General features: G+C 50.6%; 20 protein-coding genes. 16 read left to right on the top strand and 4 right to left on the bottom strand.

What is annotated here, in order from left to right:
• The first annotated feature begins 109 nt into the window (after positions 1-109).
• Positions 110-832 (top strand): Crp/Fnr family transcriptional regulator, encoded by a 723-nt coding sequence (locus ACO0LK_RS18330; protein ID WP_422977543.1) that lies wholly within the window; start codon positions 110-112, stop codon positions 830-832.
• On the top strand, positions 829-1,659 hold the full coding sequence (locus ACO0LK_RS18325; RefSeq protein ID WP_422977541.1) for a Rossmann-like and DUF2520 domain-containing protein: 831 nt from the start codon (positions 829-831) through the stop codon (positions 1,657-1,659). The genes ACO0LK_RS18330 and ACO0LK_RS18325 overlap by 4 nt, the downstream gene beginning before the upstream one ends.
• Here the strand turns inward: ACO0LK_RS18325 and ACO0LK_RS18320 are convergent.
• Positions 1,644-3,113, bottom strand: a complete 1,470-nt coding sequence (locus tag ACO0LK_RS18320) for a sensor domain-containing diguanylate cyclase (RefSeq protein ID WP_422977539.1) — start codon at positions 3,111-3,113, stop codon at positions 1,644-1,646. The two genes, ACO0LK_RS18325 and ACO0LK_RS18320, sit on opposite strands and share 16 nt — an antisense overlap.
• A 306-nt stretch (positions 3,114-3,419) precedes the next feature.
• Positions 3,420-3,971, bottom strand: coding sequence for a glycine zipper 2TM domain-containing protein (locus ACO0LK_RS18315; RefSeq protein ID WP_422977537.1), 552 nt, complete (start codon positions 3,969-3,971; stop codon positions 3,420-3,422).
• A 269-nt stretch (positions 3,972-4,240) separates the two neighbouring features.
• Between ACO0LK_RS18315 and ACO0LK_RS18310 the strand changes: the two genes are divergently transcribed.
• The 4 genes from ACO0LK_RS18310 (at position 4,241) to gshA (ending at position 7,501) form a co-directional block, all read left to right on the top strand.
• A complete protein-coding gene (locus ACO0LK_RS18310; RefSeq protein WP_422977535.1) occupies positions 4,241-4,630 on the top strand; it encodes an MAPEG family protein in 390 nt (129 codons plus the stop codon).
• Complete coding sequence (locus ACO0LK_RS18305) at positions 4,627-5,655, top strand: AI-2E family transporter (RefSeq protein WP_422977533.1); 1,029 nt, start codon at positions 4,627-4,629, stop codon at positions 5,653-5,655. Before ACO0LK_RS18310 ends, ACO0LK_RS18305 begins: the two co-directional genes overlap by 4 nt.
• Before the next feature lie 43 nt (positions 5,656-5,698).
• A complete protein-coding gene (locus tag ACO0LK_RS18300; protein ID WP_422977531.1) occupies positions 5,699-6,001 on the top strand; it encodes an antibiotic biosynthesis monooxygenase family protein in 303 nt (100 codons plus the stop codon).
• A gap of 201 nt (positions 6,002-6,202) precedes the next feature.
• Positions 6,203-7,501 carry a glutamate--cysteine ligase gene (gene gshA, locus ACO0LK_RS18295; protein ID WP_422977529.1) on the top strand — a complete coding sequence of 433 codons (1,299 nt, stop codon included), beginning with the start codon at positions 6,203-6,205 and terminating at the stop codon, positions 7,499-7,501.
• Here gshA and ACO0LK_RS18290 read toward each other — a convergent pair.
• On the bottom strand, positions 7,482-7,724 hold the full coding sequence (locus ACO0LK_RS18290) for a hypothetical protein (RefSeq protein ID WP_422977527.1): 243 nt from the start codon (positions 7,722-7,724) through the stop codon (positions 7,482-7,484). The two genes, gshA and ACO0LK_RS18290, sit on opposite strands and share 20 nt — an antisense overlap.
• A 110-nt stretch (positions 7,725-7,834) precedes the next feature.
• Here ACO0LK_RS18290 and gshB point away from each other — a divergent pair, with 110 nt between their 5' ends.
• The 10 genes from gshB to ACO0LK_RS18240 all read left to right on the top strand — a co-directional run bounded on the left by gshB (position 7,835) and on the right by ACO0LK_RS18240 (position 19,454).
• Positions 7,835-8,782, top strand: a complete 948-nt coding sequence (gene gshB, locus ACO0LK_RS18285; RefSeq protein WP_422977525.1) for a glutathione synthase — start codon at positions 7,835-7,837, stop codon at positions 8,780-8,782.
• Positions 8,783-8,892: 110 nt separating this feature from the next.
• Positions 8,893-9,300: a PTS sugar transporter subunit IIA gene (locus ACO0LK_RS18280; RefSeq protein WP_422977523.1), complete on the top strand. Its 408-nt coding sequence runs from the start codon at positions 8,893-8,895 to the stop codon at positions 9,298-9,300.
• Between the two features lie 17 nt (positions 9,301-9,317).
• Positions 9,318-9,587 carry an HPr family phosphocarrier protein gene (locus ACO0LK_RS18275; protein ID WP_422977521.1) on the top strand — a complete coding sequence of 90 codons (270 nt, stop codon included), beginning with the start codon at positions 9,318-9,320 and terminating at the stop codon, positions 9,585-9,587.
• Positions 9,588-9,906: 319 nt separating this feature from the next.
• Positions 9,907-11,682 (top strand): phosphoenolpyruvate--protein phosphotransferase, encoded by a 1,776-nt coding sequence (gene ptsP / locus ACO0LK_RS18270; protein ID WP_422977519.1) that lies wholly within the window; start codon positions 9,907-9,909, stop codon positions 11,680-11,682.
• 8 nt (positions 11,683-11,690) lie between these two features.
• Complete coding sequence (locus ACO0LK_RS18265; RefSeq protein WP_422977517.1) at positions 11,691-11,903, top strand: hypothetical protein; 213 nt, start codon at positions 11,691-11,693, stop codon at positions 11,901-11,903.
• Between the two features lie 26 nt (positions 11,904-11,929).
• Entirely contained in the window at positions 11,930-13,081 is a 1,152-nt protein-coding gene (gene metX / locus ACO0LK_RS18260; RefSeq protein ID WP_422977515.1) for a homoserine O-succinyltransferase MetX, read from the top strand.
• Complete coding sequence (metW, locus tag ACO0LK_RS18255) at positions 13,078-13,680, top strand: methionine biosynthesis protein MetW (protein ID WP_422977513.1); 603 nt, start codon at positions 13,078-13,080, stop codon at positions 13,678-13,680. The genes metX and metW overlap by 4 nt, the downstream gene beginning before the upstream one ends.
• Positions 13,681-13,799: 119 nt before the next feature.
• Entirely contained in the window at positions 13,800-14,702 is a 903-nt protein-coding gene (locus ACO0LK_RS18250; RefSeq protein ID WP_422977511.1) for a M48 family metallopeptidase, read from the top strand.
• Between the two features lie 612 nt (positions 14,703-15,314).
• On the top strand, positions 15,315-17,639 hold the full coding sequence (locus tag ACO0LK_RS18245; RefSeq protein WP_422977509.1) for a TonB-dependent receptor: 2,325 nt from the start codon (positions 15,315-15,317) through the stop codon (positions 17,637-17,639).
• A gap of 111 nt (positions 17,640-17,750) precedes the next feature.
• Positions 17,751-19,454 carry a bifunctional metallophosphatase/5'-nucleotidase gene (locus ACO0LK_RS18240; RefSeq protein ID WP_422977507.1) on the top strand — a complete coding sequence of 568 codons (1,704 nt, stop codon included), beginning with the start codon at positions 17,751-17,753 and terminating at the stop codon, positions 19,452-19,454.
• A gap of 65 nt (positions 19,455-19,519) precedes the next feature.
• On the opposite strand, the gene ACO0LK_RS18235 is transcribed toward ACO0LK_RS18240, so the two are convergent.
• A complete protein-coding gene (locus ACO0LK_RS18235; RefSeq protein WP_422977505.1) occupies positions 19,520-20,698 on the bottom strand; it encodes a hypothetical protein in 1,179 nt (392 codons plus the stop codon).
• Positions 20,699-20,774 lie beyond the last annotated feature (76 nt).

Raw genomic sequence — 20,774 nt, 5'->3', positions numbered from 1 at the left:
CCGTATTTCTTTTTGTTGATGGGATAGTAGTCTCTTCACGAATGCAGGGTTGTCATTCGACGGACAATCTCGAAGAATGAACCAATTATCGGTGGTGCGTTGCACAAATATGACTAAACAGATCGGCGACCCAAAAGAGCGTTTTAGCAAAACCATGTGGGCCAGCATGCTGGCACCAGAGCATATGCAAAAGGTGGAAGACGAAGTGGTGGAACGCTTCATTCCTGCCGGTGGTTATGTCTGCCGCAAAGGGGATGCGGTGGAATACTGGATGGGCGTCGTAGAAGGCTTCCTGAAAATGAGCAGCATCTCGCCGGATGGCAAGACCGTCACCTTCAGTTGCATGCTTGCCGGCGGCTGGTTTGGCGAAGGCTCGTTACTGAAGACCGAGCCGCGCCGCTATGATGTCGTGGCCTTGCGCGATACCCGTGTGGTCTATATGCCGCGTTCCACTTTCACGTATCTGCTGGATAACAGCATTCCCTTTAATCGCTTTCTCTTGCATCAGTTGAATGAAAGACTGGGGATGTTTATTTCCCTGGTTGAATACGACCGCATGCTTGATCCGGATACCCGCGTGGCGCGTTGTCTGGCGGCGATGTTTAATTCTTACCTGAACCCTGGCAGCAGCATGCAGGTACAGATTTCTCAGGAAGAGATAGGCTACATCTCCAGCGTGTCGCGCCAGCGCGCCAATCAGGCACTGCAATTGCTGGAAAAGAAAAAATTATTGAGTGTCGATTATGGCGGCATCACCATACTTGATCTGGATGGCCTGCGCCGCTTTCCGGAAGAGTCTGCGGATGTGCCTGCGAAAGCGCCGTCAGTATGAAGACCCTGAATGTGATCGGTGCCGGCAAGGTCGGTACCGTACTGGCAAAAATTTTTATTGAGCGGCAGGTTTTCAGTGTTCAGCAAGTCATGAACCGCTCCCTGCACAGCAGCCAGGCGGCAGTGGACTGGCTGGGTGCAGGGGCTGCTGTGGATGATCTGCATCGCATGCAGCCTGCCGATGTCACCATGCTGACGGTGACGGATGACCAGATCGTCCTGCTGTGTGCCGCAATGGCAGAGGCCGGCCTGCTACATGCCGGCAGTATTGTGTTTCATTGCAGCGGTGCCAAGGCATCGACTGAATTGCAGGCTGCCATGGCAGCCGGGGCGGCTGTTGCCAGTGTGCATCCGGTGCGCAGTTTTGCCGATGGCAAAGCCATTGCCTCGCAGTTTGCCGGCACCATCTGTAGTGTGGAAGGTGATGCCCGCGCCTTGACTGTGCTGTTGCCTGCCTTGCGGGCGATAGGTGCGCAAACGGTAGAGATCAGCGCTGACAGCAAATTGCTGTATCACGCCGGTTCGGTGTTCGCCAGCAATTATCTGGTTACTCTGATGGAAACTGCCTTGCGCAGCTATCAGGCGGCTGGCATACCCGCTGCTGTGGCACAGCAGATGGCTGCACCGCTGGCGAGGCAAACACTGGACAATGTATTTGCCATGGGAACCGCGAAGGCGCTGACCGGGCCGATTGCCCGTGGTGACATGCAGACCGTAGCACTGCAACAAAAAATGGTGGCTGCCTGGGACCAGGCAGCGGGAGATTTATATCAGGCTTTCACACCACTGACTCAGGCGGTGGCGGCCCGCCGTCATTCAGAAAAATAAACGCTGTTGCGGCCATTTTCCTTGGCCTGGTACAGGGCCTGATCAGCGCGTTCAAACACGCTGTCTTCGGTATCCTTGTCGCGGCATTCTGCCACCCCCATGCTGACCGTGATGGACAGGCGGGTGCGGGTCAGGTCGGTGGTGCGCGAAAAATCATTGTTGGCGATGGTATTGCGCAGGTTTTCGGCGATCGACGTGGCTTTTTCCAGCGTACAGTTTTTCAACAGAATCAGGAATTCTTCACCACCCCAGCGGCAGATGATGTCGCTTTCACGCAGCGAGCGCTTGGCGATCAGTGAAATTTCCTTGAGTACATGGTCGCCCACCAGATGTCCCTGCTTGTCATTGATTTTTTTGAAAAAATCGATATCCAGCAAGACCACGCACATCGGCTGGCGTGAGCGTTCACCATCCAGCAGAGCCTGCTGAAAGACGAAGTCAAAAGCCTGGCGGTTCAACAGATTGGTCAGGGTATCGGTAGAGGCTGATTTTTCCAGACGTTTTTGATAGCGTCTTACCGTCACCAGCAAAATGATCAGCACCAGGATCGTGATCCCTGCACTGACGCCGATGTTGATGAGGAAGACATTTTGCAGCGGTTTGATTTCATTGCTGGTTTCCTGCTCTACCAGCAAATGCCAGCCCAGTTCCGGAATGAAGCGGGAATTAACCAGAATGGTTTCATTGTCCGTCTTGTATTCCAGGTGCTGGGATTCGCTTTTGCGGTTGCCCAGTATCTGTTGCGCCAGGCCACTGATGCCGGGCATGTTGCTCAGATTGCTGCGTATCTTTTTCATGTTGTTGCCAGCCAGGGCGATATTGCCTTTCTGGTCGACGAAAAAGATATTCCTGCGAAAACGGGCCTGATAACTGTCGATCAGGGTCTTCATGGTATCCAGCGTCATGCCTATGCCGGTGGCACCAATGAACTTGCCGGAATAATCGACGATCCTGTAATTGATGAATATGGTCATGGTGTCACGATTGGCCATGTCGGCATCGACATTGGTTTCGTAGTCTGCTTTTTGATTACGAATGCGAAAAAACCATTGATCGCGCGGCTCGGTTTCGCTGACAGCTTTCAGCACCCCATCTGCGGTGTAGTACTGGTGACTTTGTTCGGATACCAAAAAGCTGGAAATGGCGTGATTCTTGAGTTTGATTTCTTTCAGGTATTTGGCGATCAGGTCTTTGTCCTCTTCGCCATTGATGATCCAGTCACGCAAAAAAGTGTCATGCGCCATTTGTGATGAAACAAATACGGGACGCAAGATATCTTTTTGAATTTCGGAATAGACATTGTCACCGGTGATAGGCAAGGTCTGTTCGGATATACCCTGCTGTATGGCATCACGGGATACGATAAACGACGCCACGGTGGTGGAGACAAACCCTGCAATCAGGATCAGGGATAGCCATACCAGCAGACCGTATTTTTTTAACATTGTTTGCATGAATGATAGACGGAGCGTAAGCGCGAGGTTTGCCGCAAGATAATACTATAAACCCATGCATTTTCAGGGGTATTTGCTCATCCATCATTGCCTTAAATCATCACTTTGATGTCAGATCCAAGCAAATTTAAGCTGATTGTGGTGGTTTTTTCCGATTTTTGGTGTTGGTGGCCATTCGCATGCTTTTTCTTGCGGGTGAAATTTCTGTTTATTAAGAAGCAATTGTGAAAGACGAAAAAAATGCCGCAGATCGCGGCATTTTCTCGTTCAAACCTGGCAAACTCATGGGGAAGTGCAGGGATAAGCTTAAGGGCGTGGTGTCAGTGAAACGTGCAGACGCAGACGTGAACCGGGGTCATACGGCATGACAGATGTGTAGGTACGGTTTTGGTATTCATAGGTGACGGCATAACCATTGGTGCGTGATTCCCAGTGGTCTATGTTGCGGCATTGACGTACCGGACGGCTTTCATACACCGGCTGGCTATTGTTGTAATTATTGTTATTGTCATTATTGTCAACGCGATCGCCAACAATTGCACCCGTCAATGCACCGGCCGCAGCTGCGGCGATACGGCCATTGCCGCCGCCGACCTGGCTACCCAGCAAGCCACCGGCGATACCGCCGATGATGGCACCACCATTGCTGCGTTCAGCCTGTCTTTGTGGAACCTGGCGTTGGCTTGTTTCGTATTCGGTACGGCATTCCTGACGCGGTACATTGACTTGTTCAATTTGCGGCGTGACGCTGACGACACGCGCAAAATCATCAAAGTCAGCAGCATGGGCAACAGGAAGTGCAATGCCCAATGCTACTACGGAAGCCATTTTGGACAGAGTATTGAAGGATATAGTCATGTTTTACCTCTTTTGACGTGGATTGTACGCAAAATCGCTGTATTTTGCCCTGGTTCAGGCTGATCACATGGGCAGCCGGGGCCGATCAACAGTCATGGCGATTTTGCTTTGGTCCTGTGATAGTCTCTATTTAACGTCTGAACTCAAAAAAAGAAGACATAAAAGTGTAAGTGTGTGTTTCAAGGGCTTCTTGTACTTTAATTAATTGTCCTCATATTCAGCGCTCGTGCCTCGTATGCTCATCGGTATTATTCCACATTGGAGATTGTATGCAATTGCTTTGGACTTCCTGGCTGACTGTCGCAGTACTGGGGTTTTATATCTGGATTATCTACAAGGTCGGCAAGGCCCGTGCCCAGTTTCAAGTCAAGGCACCTGCCGTCGATGGCCCGCCAGAATTTTTGCGTGTTTTGCGCGTGCATGCCAATACCGTTGAACAAATGGTCCTGTTCTTTCCGGCGCTATGGTTATGCGCGCTCTGGACGGGCGATAAACTGGCGGCAGCCCTGGGTCTGGTCTGGCTGGTGGGCCGTTTCATGTATGCCGTTGCGTATTACAGCGATGCCAGCAAACGGTCCATGGGCTTCATGATTTCCCTTTTGGCGGCCCTGGGCCTGTTGCTGGCGGCGATGACTGGAATGAGCGGGGTGCTGAAATGAAAGCCAAGTCTTTGCTGGAATCCAGCCAGTTATCTGCCTCGGTATGGGCATCTTATATGTTGGCGGCCATTGCTTTGTTGCTGATATTGAAAGCAGGCCTGGTGGTGGCGCTGTTTTCCGGCTTGCTGGTTTTTTCTCTGATACATGTCATGGCACCTGCCATAGAACGGCGCTTCAAACACCGTCAGCCGCGCATGATCGCCGTGGCCCTATTATCATTTGTCATGATTATGGCCGTCATTGTGGTGATCTGGGCGGTGCATGTCTTTTTGCGCAGTGACGCCGGAAATTTGCATAATTTACTACAAAAGCTTGCCGACATCATCGAGGCCTCGCGCAGTCAGTTGCCAGAGTGGGTAAGTACCAACTTGCCGGAAGATGTCGACGATTTAAGAAGCATCATGACAGACTGGTTGCGCGAACATGCCGGTGAAGCCAAGCAATTGGTGCCGGAAGCAGGTCACCTGATCGTGCACTTGTTGCTGGGCATGATCATAGGCAGCATGGTTGCCCTGCGTGATGCCAGTGGTGACCGCAATAACAAGCCTTTTGCTGCTGCCATGCTGCAAAGAGTCAGCAATCTGGGCCAGATTTTCCATAAAATCGTGTTTGCTCAGGTGCAGATATCCCTGATTAATACGGTAATGACGGCAATCTACCTGCTCGCAATCTTGCCGATGGCAGGTATACATCTGCCGCTGACCAAAACCATGATCGCCATCACCTTTGTGGCTGGACTGATACCGGTGGCTGGTAACATCATTTCAAATACCGTGATCGTGATTGTCGCCTTGTCACATTCTTTGAATGTGGCTATTGCCTCCCTGGTATTCATGATCGTAATACATAAAGCCGAATACTTCTTGAACGCACGTATTATCGGTGCCCAGGTAAATGCCCGGGCCTGGGAATTACTGACAGCTATTCTGGTCATGGAAACCCTGTTTGGTGTGCCAGGCGTGGTGGCGGCCCCCGTGTTTTATGCCTACATCAAGAAAGAACTCAGTGATCGCGGACTGGTTTGATGTTGGCAGAATTTTATTAATTTTAATGACTAAAAGGTAAATGATGATCTTGGAAATCGCCGATATTCGTATCCACCCCGGACAACAGGCTGAGTTTGATGCCGCCATACAGCGTGGTCTGACAGAAGTGATACAGCATGCAAAGGGTTTTCTTGGTTTTAAAGTCAATAAAAGCATAGAGTCACCGGAACGTTATGTCCTGATGATCCATTGGGCAACACTGGAAAACCATACGATAGATTTTCGTGGTTCTGAAGCCTTCCAGCAATGGCGTGCCATAGTCGGCCCGTACTTTGCTGCGGCACCTGTAGTCGAGCATTTTGATCTGCTGGCAGAGTCAAGCTGAATCTGAGAGTTTTTTCTAGTAGTATGTGACGAGCCTGACTTGATTCTGGGCATTTCATCCCAAGCTTAGGCAACGATACCGTGCGGCGTTAGCCTGGCGCGGTGTCGTAGGCTTTTGTTGTCATCTGTGCGTGTTGTGCGGGATACATGACCATGGAAGCAAGTCAATTTGGCAAAAAACCTGCATTACAAAAAGGTCATTATGGTTCCGCATCTCGTCACCGCTCTCAACGGCCCCCTGCTCGATCTCGAAAAAAAGATACTCGAAGCTACCCCCGCGATTGAACGCTGGTTTCGCCTTGAATGGCAGGAACATACACCGCCTTTCTATTGTTCCGTCGATTTGCGCAATGCCGGTTTCAAACTGGCACCGGTAGACACGAATTTATTCCCTGGTGGTTTTAATAACCTGGCATCAGAAATGTTGCCGCTGGCGGTACAGGCTGCCATGGCAGCGATAGAAAAATATTGTCCTGACGCCAAGAATCTCTTGCTGATTCCCGAAAGCCATACCCGCAACGTGTTCTATTTGCAAAACATCGCGCGCATGATGCAGATTTTCCGCCAGACTGGTCTGAACGTACGCCTGGGTTCCCTGTCGGCAGATATTACCGAACCAACGCCGATTGATTTGCCAGACGGCAGCCAACTGGTGCTGGAACCGCTGGAGCGTTCTGCCAATGGCCGTCGCCTGGGTCTGAAAAATTTTGACCCCTGTACGATCTTGCTCAACAATGATCTGTCGGCAGGCATACCGGCAATTCTGGAAGATCTCAACGAACAAACCTTGCTGCCGCCTCTGCATGCAGGCTGGGCTTTGCGTCGCAAGAGCAATCATTTCCATGCCTACGACGAAGTGGTCAAGAAATTCGCCAAGATGGTGGATATCGACCCGTGGATGCTGAACCCCTATTTTGCCAAGTGCAAGGATGTGAATTTCCAGGAACGCACCGGTGAAGATGCGCTGGTGGCGACGGTGGATACCATCCTGGCCAAGATACGCAAGAAATACAAGGAATACGGCATCAAGGAAAAACCGTTCGTCATCGTCAAGGCTGATGCCGGCACCTATGGCATGGGCATCATGACGGTGCATGATTCCAGCGAAGTGCGTGATCTCAATCGCAAACAGCGTAACAAGATGTCGGTCGTCAAGGACGGTATGGAAGTCCGTGATGTCATTGTGCAGGAAGGTGTCTACACCTTTGAACAGATCAATGAATCGGTAGCCGAACCGGTGGTCTATATGATAGACCGTTACGTGGTCGGTGGCTTTTACCGCGTGCATGAAGACCGTGGTGTAGATGAAAACCTGAATGCGCCAGGCATGCACTTTGTGCCGCTGGCTTTCGCCCAGCAACATGCTGTGCCGGACATGAAGGCCAAGCCGGGCACGGCAGCACCAAATCGTTTTTACATGTATGGTGTCGTTGCGCGCCTGGCATTGCTGGCTGCGTCACTGGAGTTGGAAAAGACTGATCCTAATCCAGAAGTGTATTGATCTTTGTATCCATGAAAAGCACCAGACGACCGGAGATAGATAAGGATGTACTGGCCAGGTTGATCTGGGGAGTTTTGATTGGCGCTATTTTGGGTGTGTTTGTGTCAGTTAGCCTTACTTTTTCTCCGCTTTTCTTGTCTTTCTTTGGATCTGAATTGCCACCGTTTAGCTTGTTTTTCGCTGGAATTGTCATGTCTGCGCTCGTTTGCGGGATTTTTGGCATGATATACGGTGACAAGTTCTGGCGAAGTGTGACGGAACTATGGGATTAGATATAGAAAAGTTGTCGCGCAAAACTGAAGATCAATAAAGATTGATAATGGACAAAATGAAATGAAAATCGCTTTCCTGACTGATCCGCTGTCGCAGTTCAAGACGTATAAAGATTCCACTTACGCCATGATGGTAGAGGCGGGCAAGCGCGGCTATGCAGTGTATGCATTTGGCCCGGATGATATGGCGCTGGAGAGTGGCAATGTGGTGGCGAATATAAGCCGCGTTATCCTGACTGGTGACAGCGATGACTGGTACCGTCTGGAAGCGGCAGAATCCTTGCCGCTGAGTGCCTTCGATGCGATCCTGCAACGCAAGGATCCGCCTTTCGACATGGAATACATCTACGCGACGTATTTGCTGGAAATGGCCGAGCAGCAGGGTGCCAGGGTTTTCAACAAGCCGGCAGCGATACGCAATCATAATGAAAAACTCAGCATCGCCCAGTTCAGTCAGTTCACTGCACCAACGCTGGTAACACGCGACGAGCAAAGAATCCGGGCCTTTCATCGTGAACATCTGGACATCATCCTGAAACCGCTGGATGGCATGGGTGGCACAGGTATTTTCCGTATCCGTGAAGATGGCATGAATCTGGGTTCTGTCATCGAGACGCTGACCGTAAACGGCAGCCGTACCATCATGGTGCAGCGGTATATTCCGGAAATTGTTCATGGTGACAAAAGGATATTGCTGATCGGTGGCAAAGTGGTACCGTTTTCACTTGCACGTATTCCGCAAAATGGCGAGGTGCGTGGCAATCTGGCCGCTGGTGGCCTGGGTGTGGCGCAGGAGTTGTCAGCACGTGACCTTGAGATTGCACAGACTTTGGCACCCGAACTTTATCAAAGAGGCTTGTTGCTGGTAGGATTAGATGTAATTGGCAGTAATCTGACCGAAGTCAACGTAACCAGTCCGACCTGTTTCCAGGAAATCACCCAGCAAAAAGGATTCAATGTTGCTGCAATGTTCATCGATGCGCTGGAAGCAGCCGTTGGCGACTATTAGTGACCAACCGTGACCATTAGTGGCAGGTGATGCCGCTTTGCTGAATACCGTCTGAGTAGACAAGGTTTCCCGATAAACGTGATCGCAACCCCCGTAAGAACTGAATAGATATGGTTGGCATACTTTTGATGACACATGCACCGCTGGGCACTGCTTTTATGCAGGCCGCAGCCCATGTTTTTCGCGGCATGCCCGAGCGCTTTGAAGCGATTGATGTGATAGCCGACCAGAATATTGATGAAGTCAACCGCCTGGCGCGTGAAGCCGTGCAGCGTCTGGATGATGGTTCAGGTGTGCTGGTGATTACGGATGTCATGGGGGGAACTCCGTCGAATTGTTGTCGTCAACTGGGTGACCCTGACCGGGTCGCCATCATTGCCGGCATCAGCCTGCCCATGTTGCTGCGGGCGATTACTTACCGTAGTGATGCGCTGGACGTAGTAGTGGAGATGGCACTGGCCGGTGGTCAGAATGGTGCTATCCGTCTGGATAACCGCGTTCGCCTTTCACCGAATTAATTGAAAGAAAGTAAAGCATGATTCAACAGGAAATTGAAATTGTGAACAAACTGGGCCTGCATGCGCGTGCTTCAGCCAAGTTCACACAAACTGCCAGCAAGTTCAAAGCCGAAGTCTGGCTGACCCGTAATAATCGTCGGGTTAACGGCAAATCCATCATGGGTGTGATGATGCTGGCGGCAGGCAAGGGTAGCAAAGTATTGCTGGAAACCGATGGGGCCGATGAGCAGGCATGTTTCGATGCCATAGTCAGCCTGGTGAATGACAAGTTTGGTGAAGGTGAATAAAGCGGTGATACCGCAGATGTTCTGCCAGATTTGAAACAAAGCATGTCAGCATCAAGCTGCAATTTTGATTTGTAGTTGGTGCTCATACGGGCACCTGGCTTTTGCAGCAATCAGGCCTGGCTGAACGATGAAAAAAACTGCTGTAAATGAAACAAATGGCAACATATTCTGCATTGTTGCTTTGGCTATATTCTGTTAAGTTGTTCTTTCTTGAATAGACCTATAAGTGGATGCCTCATCCTTTGAGGCACACAAGAAATGACAACAGGGTTGCGTGATGTAAGGCACCCTGGACTATTGCAATTTTGGGGGACAAGGCATGGCATCTTTTACATTGCAAGGCATCCCCGTTTCACGCGGTATTGCTATCGGGCGCGCGCATTTACTGCGGCCAGCTGCCCTTGATGTACAACATTATCTGGTCGGACAAGAGCAGGTCGAAGCCGAAGTGCAGAGACTGCAGGCAGCCATTGTCCAGGTTCACAAGGAATTACAGGCCATCTGGTCAGATTTGCCACTAGATGCGCCTACTGAGCTCGGTGCCTTTATCGACGTTCATGTGTTGATCCTGTCTGATCCCATGATTTCCGAAGCACCGCTGGATATTATCCGTACCCGTCATTACAACGCCGAATGGGCACTGGTAAGCCAGATCGACGAACTGTCAGCGCAGTTTGATGAAATCGAAGACGACTATCTGCGTGAACGCAAGGCCGATATCCAGCAGGTAGCAGAACGGGTACTCAAGGTATTGACTGGCACGGCCGGCAGTGCCACACGTTCTGATGGTATTGATGAACGCAGTGCCAACATGATCGTGGTCGCCAGGGATATCTCACCGGCAGACATGATGCAATTCCGTGATGTGGCGTTCACCGGTTTTGTTACCGACGAAGGTGGACAGAACTCGCACACAGCCATCGTCTCGCGCAGCCTGGGGATACCGGCAGTGGTGGGTATGGGCAATGCGTCACACCTGATCGAACAGGATGACTGGCTGATTATCGACAGCGATGCCGGCGTGGTCATCGTCGCTCCCAGTACCCTGGTGCTGGAACAATACCGTGAGCGTCAGACCGTATTGATGAAAGCCCGGAAAAAACTGGGCAAGCTGAAAAAGACGCCAGCCATTACACAGGACGGTGTAGAAATTACCCTGCTGGCGAATATCGAATTACCGCAGGATGCAGCACCAGCGCTGGAAGCCGGGGCCAGCGGTGTTGGCCTGTTCCGTTCAGAATTCCTGTTCATGGAAAGCAGTGGCCAGGAACATAAACTGCCGACCGAAGAAGAACAGTTCGAAGCCTATCGCACGGCAGTCACAGCCATGAAAGGCCGCCCCGTGACTATCCGTACGCTGGATGTCGGGGCCGACAAACCGCTCGATACTACCGAACACAATATTCTCAACCCGGCACTGGGTTTGCGTGCCATACGTTATTGTCTGGCAGAGCCGCAGTTATTTCTGACGCAATTGCGGGCGATCTTGCGTGCTTCTGCCTTTGGATCGGTCAAGATACTGATACCGATGATGGCGCATGGTTTTGAAATTGACCAGTCACTGGCCATGATAGAACAGGCAAAAACTGAGCTGCGCAAGGAAGGTAAGGACTTTGATGCCAATATTGCCGTCGGTGCCATGATAGAAATTCCGGCGGCGGCCTTGTCGCTGCCGATGTTTGTAAAGAAACTGGATTTCCTGTCGGTGGGAACGAATGACCTGATTCAATACACACTGGCGATAGACCGGGCTGACCATGAAGTTGCCCACTTGTATGACGACCTGCATCCGGCCATTCTGCAATTGTTGCAGATGATTATCACGGCTGGTGAACGTGCCGGCATCCCGGTATCCATTTGCGGTGGTATGGCGGGGGATATACGGCTGACGCGTTTGCTGACCGGCATGGGATTCCGCGAATTATCCATGCCAGCCGCCTTGTTGCCAGAAATTAAGCAAGAGATTCTGAATACCCGGCTGGATGCCTTGCAAGGGCATGTGAAGAAGATATTGCGTAGCTATGATTCTGCCACTATCCGTGAAACCCTGGCAGTAATGGGCAGCATTACTGCAAGCTTGCCAACCTTGCATTAAGCTTTGCCATGACTGTAGACAAGTCCGGTGCTGAAGGTTTGACGTCAGCGCCGGACTTGGTTATCCTTGATGTATTGCGCCGATTTGAAAATCAGCTTGCGGGCGCGTTTCGGGAAGTTTCCCGAATGATAAATACGGCTAAAGCGAGCTTGAATGCAGCTCTCCCCTTCTCTCATTCAGCCCTTCTTTTAGCCTTCCTGAGTTTTTTGATAACGTCATAACGAGTTGATTCTCGATGGAAGAGTGTATGTCATCCTCACCCGGATCCGTTGGAATTGTGACGCCACAAGCGTTCCAGTTCGACGAGCCTTTAGCCTTACAAAACGGTACCTCGATTGCCGGCTACACCCTGATGGTGGAAACCTATGGCAGCCTGAATGCCGACAAGTCAAATGCCGTCCTGATTTGCCATGCCTTGAATGCCTCACACCATGTGGCCGGCGTGTATGCCGACCAGCCCAAGAATATAGGCTGGTGGGACAATATGGTGGGGCCCGGCAAGCCGGTCGATACCAACCGGTTTTTTGTCATCGGCGTCAATAACCTGGGTTCATGTTTTGGTTCTACTGGCCCCATGCATGCCAACCCGGCGACTGGCAAACCGTATGGTGCAGATTTTCCGGTGGTGACGGTGGAAGACTGGGTGCAGGCGCAGGCCAGACTGGCAGATCGTATGGGCATACAACAATTCGCGGCTGTTATGGGCGGTTCGCTGGGCGGCATGCAGGCGCTGGCCTGGAGCATCCTGTTTCCGGATCGTTTGCGCCATTGTGTGGTGATTGCATCCACACCCAAATTGTCAGCACAGAATATCGCCTTTAATGATGTTGCCCGCCAGGCCATACTGACCGACCCGGATTTTCACGGCGGTGATTTTTATGCCCACGGTGTGGTCCCCCGACGCGGTCTGCGCGTGGCCCGCATGATAGGACATATCACCTATTTGTCCGACGATGACATGGCAGAGAAATTTGGTCGTGATCTGAAGGGCGGTGATTACCAGTTCGGTTACGGCGTGGATTTTGAAATTGAATCTTACCTGCGCTATCAGGGGGATAAGTTCTCCGATTATTTCGATGCGAATACCTATTTGCTGATCACCAAGGCGCTCGATTATTTTGATCCTGCCCGGCATACCGGCGGTGATCTGGGCAAGGCGCTGGCTAATACCAAGGCCAAGTTTCTGCTCGCTTCTTTCACGACGGACTGGCGTTTTTCACCCGAGCGCAGCCGCGAAATCGTCAAAGCCCTGGTCAGTAACAAAAGAACCGTCAGCTATGCAGAAATTGATGCGCCGCATGGCCATGATGCCTTCTTGCTGGATGACCCGCGTTACCTGAATCTGGTGGCTGCCTATTACCAACGGATTGATGCAGAATTGCAGGGAGTGGCAGCATGAATTTTTCCGAACTGAGTCAGTTGCGTCCCGACCTGGCCTTTATTGCTCACTGGATCAACAAACAGGCACAAGTGCTGGATGTTGGTTGTGGCGATGGCGTCATGCTTGATTATCTGCAAACCGACAAGCAATGCACAGGCTATGGCATAGAAATCGCCGATGACAAGGTACTCGCCTGTGCCACGCGTGGCGTGAATGTAATCCAGCAGGATATGGAAAACGGTCTCGACATGTTTGGCGACAATGCTTTTGATACCGTGTTGTGCCTGTCTTCGCTGCAAATGATGAAGCATGTGGAACCATTGCTCAGGGATATTGCCAGGGTAGGGCGTGAAGCAATCGTTTCTTTCCCCAATTTTGGTTACTGGCCACATCGCACCGCGCTGTTGCAGGGCAAGATGCCAGTGTCGAAATCCTTGCCATACCAGTGGTATGACACGCCCAATGTGCGCTGTGCAACGATTTATGACTTTTATGACCTGGCCAATGAAGTCGGACTGGAAGTGCTGGAATGTGTTGCCCTGCACGAAGGCAAGCTAGTGACATGGTTACCCAACTGGCGTGGCAGCCTGGCAGTCTTCCGCTTGCGTAAAAAGTGACAGCAAAAGTGTCGGGGATGTGATGAAAGAATCTTTTTTCAAACTTTACCCCTTTAAATGGATGCAACTGCTACCATTTCGGCCATGAGATTGTGTACCTTCAACGACTGCCTGCTGCCATGAAACTGACTTGCCTTGCCCTTGTATTTTCCAGCCTGTTCGGGTTTGCCAGCCTTGGGTATGCGCAAAACAATGCCAATCAGGATGGTGTCAAGGTGGGCGACATGTCCATCATGCGCAAGTTTGCGCCGACCGGTGCGCTGGAAAGCCAGGCCGCTGCACAGTATGCGCAGACCATGCAACAGGCACAAAAGCAGCGTGCCCTTGGACCGGATGACAATCCCCAGGTGATGCGCCTGCGCGCCATTGCCAAGAAATTGATCCCTTATGCGCTGAAATGGAATGAACGTTCCCAGCAATGGAAATGGGAAGTCAATCTGATCGGCTCAAAGCAAATCAACGCATATTGCATGCCGGGCGGGAAGATTGCGTTTTACACAGGCATCCTCGATACCCTGAAACTCACCGATGATGAAGTTGCCATCGTCATGGGGCATGAAATCGCCCATGCACTGCGTGAACATGGTGCCGAAAGAGCTGGTAAGGCCAATGTGGCCAATGTTGGCGTACGCCTGTTTGAAATGTGGGCCGGTGCCAAAGGCTACGACCCCAACCTTGCGGGTGGGGTTGCCGGTGGGGTTGCCAAGTTTAGCATGCTGGCATTTTCGCGCGCGGATGAAACCGAGGCGGACGTCGTCGGGCTCGATATTGCGGCACGCGCCGGCTATGACCCGCGCGCTGGAGTCGCCTTATGGCAAAAAATGGGTATGGTCAGTAAAGGTGCACCGCCGCCATGGCTATCCACTCATCCAGCTGGCAAAGACAGGATAGCTGAAATCCAGCGTCATTTCCCCGAAGTCATGCCCTTGTATGCGCATGCCAAAGGCGTCAGCATCAGTTCGCTGCCACCGTATCAAACCAATGTGAAGGGCATCGCGCCCGTTCTATATTCGGCAAAATAAGCGCAAAATGAGTAAATAGTATTGCCTTAAAGATAATTTGTGGCGCAATTGTGACAGTTTATTGTCGCTAAAATCACTTTGTCATCATCCTTTCATAATTGGATGTGACACTCTCCAAGTTCAAATTTTTATGTGATAGACTATTTTCACATATCAAAATTATCTGACTAACCGAACATTTGCCAAGGCATTTGCTTAAGTTTAAAAGATGTCATTAGGAGATAGGCGCACTGTAATAAGTCCGTCTGTTTTTTGTTTGGAAATAGCAATCGTTTGCGCCGTTCAGAATTTTTATTTTTTCAGAATAGCAATCGTTTGCGCGCTCAAATGCAGCGGTACGATATTTCTAATGTGACATGTAATGGCAGATGTTTGTTGTGGAATTACAACCAGTTACAAAAAAAAGCCAAAAATTTGGCATAAAAACGAGCTGTGTAGGGGATGTCATCAGGCAGTTGTGATGGCTTGAGATGATGAACGGGGTTTTGCACTAATTTTAATTTCCATTTGTAAAATGATTCGGGAGCTTCAATGAAACAATCTAACAAATCGTCCGCATTCCCATCGCGCTTGTCGGTGGTAGCGATCGCATGCCAATTGGCAATGCTTGGGATGTCCTCCGCCTACGCACAAACTGAAGAAGTCAAACAAACTGCTGAAACGACAGAAAGTGCTGACGCCAAGCGCGTTACTATTACTGGCCGTAAGGTCGGTACCGGTTTGATGGTGGACGAAGATGCACCAAAAGCACGCAGTACTGTTACCCGTGAGGAACTGATCAAACAGCGTCCTACCGGCAATGCTTATCAGGCACTGGATCTGTTGCCTGCTGTAAACTCATATAACTATGATGGTACAGGCCTGTTTGGTGGTGGTTTGACATTGCGTGGCTTTAACAGTGACCAGATCGGTTTCACTGTTAACGGCGTACCGGTCAATGACTCTGGTAGCTTCTCTGTTTTCCCACAAGAATTCGTGGATCAGGAAAACACCTGTACCAACTTCGTTACCCAGGGTTCTACCGACGTTGACTCTCCTCACGTAGGCGCGACAGGCGGTAACATTGGTATTACTACTTGCGAACCAGAAAAAGAGCGCCGCATCCGCGCCATGCAAACATTTGGCTCCCTGAAAATGTACAAATCTTTCCTGCGTTACGACACAGGCCTGATTGGCGATAGTAAAACCCGTTTCTTCATCTCTGCATCCCACGCCCGTTCCGACAAATGGAAAGGCGAAGGCCAGGCGCAACGTAATCACGTTGATCTGGGCGGCCGTATAGATTTTGACCGTTTCAATTACATCAACGGTAACATCCTGGTCAATAGCGCTGTTAACAACAACATCAATTCCATCAGCCTGGCGCAGATGAACCAGTTCGGTTACAACTACGACTTCAGCTCTTCCTTCACACCTGGCCACGTTACGCCAGTAAAAGGTACAGCCCAGGTTGAAGTTGGTCCAAGCCCACAATATTACAAACTGGCTGCCAATCCGTTCCAGAACGTGATTGCATCTGTAACTGGTCAGTTCCGTCTGGCTGAAAATACAGACCTGAAAGTATTGCCTTATTTCTGGTACGGCTACGGTACAGGTGGTGTACAGCAAAAAGTCGTCGCTGAAAATGGTTTCCTGAGCGGTGGTAAATTGACTGGTACTGTCGATCTGAATGGTGACGGCGATACACTGGACCGCATCATCATGGCCGGCAGCAGCGTCACACGTACACAGCGTCCTGGTATCACTGCATCCATCAGCCACACAATGAACAACCACACACTGTTGGGTGGTTTCTGGTATGAACAGGCAACACATCGTCAAACTGGTCCTATCGTACCGGTTGATGCTTCCGGCAATTCTGCGGATGTCTGGCTGCGTGATGGCATTATCTTCCGTCCAGATGGCACACCATACGAGTCTCGCGACTGGAAAACCATCAGTACAGCATGGCAGTTCTTCCTGCAAGACACGATCAGCCTGATGGACAATAAACTGTCTATCAATATCGGTGTCCGTTCACCACACGTCAAACGTGACTTCACTAACTATGCGAATGAAGGCGGCACACTGGCCACCTACACGACAACATACAATGTGCAGCAGACTTACAGCGATTTGTTGCCGCAACTGGGTATCAAATACCAGATCGACAATACCAATCAGTTGTATGCAAGTTTGGCTAAAAACATGAAGGCTCCTCCTAACTTTGCGTTTGCGCCTACCAGCAATAACGTACAGTTTGTGAATGGCGTTGCAACGATTACCGGCAATCTTAAAGAAGAAACTGCATGGAATCTGGACGTTGGTTACCGTCATCAAAGCGATAAATTGACAGCACAAGTTGATATTTTCAACGTGGACTTCAAAAATCGTCAGGGTAATGCTTACGATCCTATCGCCGACAAGAGTATCTATACCAACGTAGGTGCAGTTTCCATGCGCGGTATGGAAATCGAAATGGGTAACAAGCCTATCAATGGTTTGTCTTTCTACGGTTCGGTCAGCTACACACAAAGTAAAGTCAAAGACAATATCGTTTTCAGCAAGACAGCTTTCTTGCCGACATCCGGTAATGAATTCTCTCTGACACCAAACTGGAAATACGGTTTGAGCGCGCAATATGAAACAGGCGCATTTTATGGCCGCTTCAAGTTCAAGCACACTAGCGCACAGTACGCAAGTTTGATGAATGATGAACTGGTACCTTCCTACCATGTGCTGGACTTTGATGCTGGTTATCAATTCCCAAATTGGGGCATGATGAAGAAACCTACCGTTCGCTTGAACGTAAGTAACATCCTGAACGAGCAATATCGCAATCCAAGTTCCGCTACTATCCTGAACACCAAGGCAGTCAACGGTGTTAATGCCAGTACAGCGTTCTACTACCTGGGTGCACCGCGCTTTACATCCATCACACTGTCCGCCGATTTCTAATCGATGGGCATGACGCCGTGAACCTGCAATCTCACGGCAGCTAGATGGTTCCGGGCCTGTAACAACCTAGTTGTTACAGGCCTTTTTCTTTGGTTTTAGAGATAAGTATGTATGCAAAAAAGTAAAATTATCGCCTCCTTGCTGACGGTATCACTTCTCGCAGCCTGCGCCAGCAACCAGGTCGCCGACAAACCTGCGACTACCGATATCACTATCTTCAGCATCAATGATTTTCACGGTAATCTGCAGGCCAGCCAGCCGGTGCCGTATATGGCGACGAAGACGGACCCGGCACGCCCCGGTGAAAAAATTTCCGTACCGGCGGGTGGTTATGCCTATCTCGCCAGCAAGCTGAGTGAGCGACGCAAGGCCGTTGCCAACAGCATCCTGGTTGGCGGCGGTGATCTGATCGGTGCATCGCCCATGGGGTCAGCACTGATGAAGGATGAACCAGTGATCGAGGCCATGAACCGGCTGGATTTGTCCGCCACTGCCGTAGGTAATCATGAATTTGATAATGGCACTGCCGACCTGATGCGCAGGATCAGTGGTAACTGCCCAACTGCAGGCTGTGCTTACCAGGGATTCAGCGGTGCCCGCTTCACCTATCTGGGCGCGAATGTGTATGAGCAGGGTAGCAGCAAGCCCTGGCTGACACCGTATGTGATCCGTCAGGTAGGCGATGTCAAAGTCGGTTTCATCGGTGCCGTGACTTCAGATGTGCCTAACCTGGTGGCAGGTGACGCCGTAAAGCACCTGCGCTTTGAAGATGAAGCCACTGCCATTAACCGCTACGTGCCCGAACTGCAAAAACAGGGCGTCGCCGCGATTGTGGTACTGATACATGAAGGTGCCACTTATAAAGGGGCCGAAAATGATCCGACCTATCGTTGCGAGGGTTTGCAAGGTCCTATCATAGACATCAGCAAAAAACTGGACAGGGCCATCAGTCTGGTCGTGTCTGGGCATTCGCATCAGGGCTATACCTGCAAGATCGACGGGCGACTCGTGGTACAGGGGCGCAGTTATGGATCGTTTTTGACAGAATCGACGCTGACCATCGATCGCAACAGCAATACGGTGATCAAGGCTGTGGCGGTGAATCATCTTATTGATCAGCAAGTCCTGAAACCGGATCCGGCAGCACAGGTGCTGGTGGATCTGGTAGCAAACCAGACTGCCGGCCTGCGCCAGCGCCCGATCGTCAACCTGAATGCACCTTTGCTGCGTGCTGCTGAAGGCGGCGCATTTGACAGCAGCCTGGGTAACATCATCGCTGATGCCCAGTTACACCATGCACAACACATGGGGGGAGGCGATATCGCATTCATGAATGCCGGCGGCATACGCAGTGACCTGCCATCCGGCAAACCGCAAGGTGCGGTCGCCATCAATTACGGCGATCTGTACGCTGCCCAGCCATTTGGGAATAATCTGGTACGCATGCGTCTCAGTGGCTCCCAGGTGCTGGGTTTGTTGCAGCAGCAGTGGGAAGGCCGCAGCATTGATGACCCCAAAAAACTGTTTGTATCCCATACCATCACCTATAGCTGGGATCCGCAGACGACCGCAGAAAAGCGTGTCAGCAGTGTGTTGATCAAGGGCAAGCCACTGGATATGAATCAGCAATACCTAGTCGTCGTCAACAGTTTCCTTGCAGATGGTGGTGATGGATTCAGCATACTGAAGCAGGGCAAGGATCGCCAAATCGTTGGCCGCGACCTGGAAGCTTTTGAATCGTATGTGCGCGAGCAGGGGAGCAAGCTGGGTGAAGTCAGGCGTGATCGTGTCAAGCGCGTGGTAACACCTCAGTAAATTTATCTGGCAGGGCTTCCCATCATCAATACTTGGTCGTATTGATGATGGGAATGAAAAGCGACTTATCTGACAGTCACTTTATCTTGCTTAATATAAGAACCACCTATCCACCTGGTTCTGAATTCCAGTGTATGTCCCGCAGGGCTTACAAACGGGACGCTGAAATCGTTATAGGTGAACGCCGCTGTGAATTCGCCGCGTCGCACTTGTCTGCTGGCCAATACTGTGCCAGTAGTTGCATCGTTGACTTCGAGTACGATCAGCGCATTATTGTCTGCACTGACATTGTCTGCCATGACAGTGAAGGTGGCACTATGATTCCCCGCGCTGACTGCAGTGGTGTACGGGCCATAATTCAGGTACTGTCCCGCTGCATCACTGGCCACATTGACGCTCCAGCCATCGCCATCCTGGCGCCCGATCTGATGATAAGTAGATTCTTCAGTTTGGAACGTCAACGCAGGCAATATGGATGGATCTGTTTTTGTCACTTGAATATAGCCGGTGACATTGGCTTGATAACCAATATTCACTCCCCCGAATGAGAATTCCACATTCCGGGTATCAGGGTGGTTGACGAAAAACAGATTCATAGGCTTGGTAGTACCAGTCAACGTCACACGTATTGTGTAATCAGGAGAAATGATTTCTCCCCAAACCTGGCCTCCGCCTGCATTTGCTACATAAACTGGCTTGTTGGTACCTGGAACATAGTAGGCAAATGGAATATCAGTGTATTTATACAACGGGGAGCCAGCGAAGCGGTAATACTGGAACACGTCCTTCTGGGCATCCATGGGCATGCTTACAGTGGCAAAGTTGTAAGCTGATGGGCCAATTTCTCCACCAAACAACAGCTTGCTTGGGTCAAGACCATCCTGAACAAATTGCAGCTTGAACGGAAGGTTTGGTGTTTGTGCCTGAGTGAACGGGAACATGATCCCGCCATTATTATGGTTGCAGGTGGTGATATTGTTGAAATTGTCTTCGCCGGTTGCACTTCCTATGAAGCCCAAACCGCAGCCCGTAAGCAGCGCTTTGCCGTCTGCGTAGATCTGGCTTACACCATAGTTGGTTTCGGTAATAAACTGAACAGTGATGGCAGCTGCGTGACCACTCTCTATCACCAATAACGAGGCGATGAAAATTCTGGATAGTTGCTTTAGCATAATGACCTTAGAAAATAGATGAAAAGTGTCGGCCCATGATTCAAAAGGTGGCAATTTGAAGAGAAGAAGCATCTCATGTTCATATTGTTCCTTTAAAACAATGGACGCAACGTCAATTATTATTTAATAATGTCAATGAGTCAATTTT

The organism is Undibacterium sp. Ji49W (assembly GCF_049340205.1).
GTDB lineage: Bacteria > Pseudomonadota > Gammaproteobacteria > Burkholderiales > Burkholderiaceae_D > Undibacterium.
The sequence above is the reverse complement of the archived record's forward strand: the minus strand, read 5'-3'. Positions and strand labels throughout refer to the sequence as shown.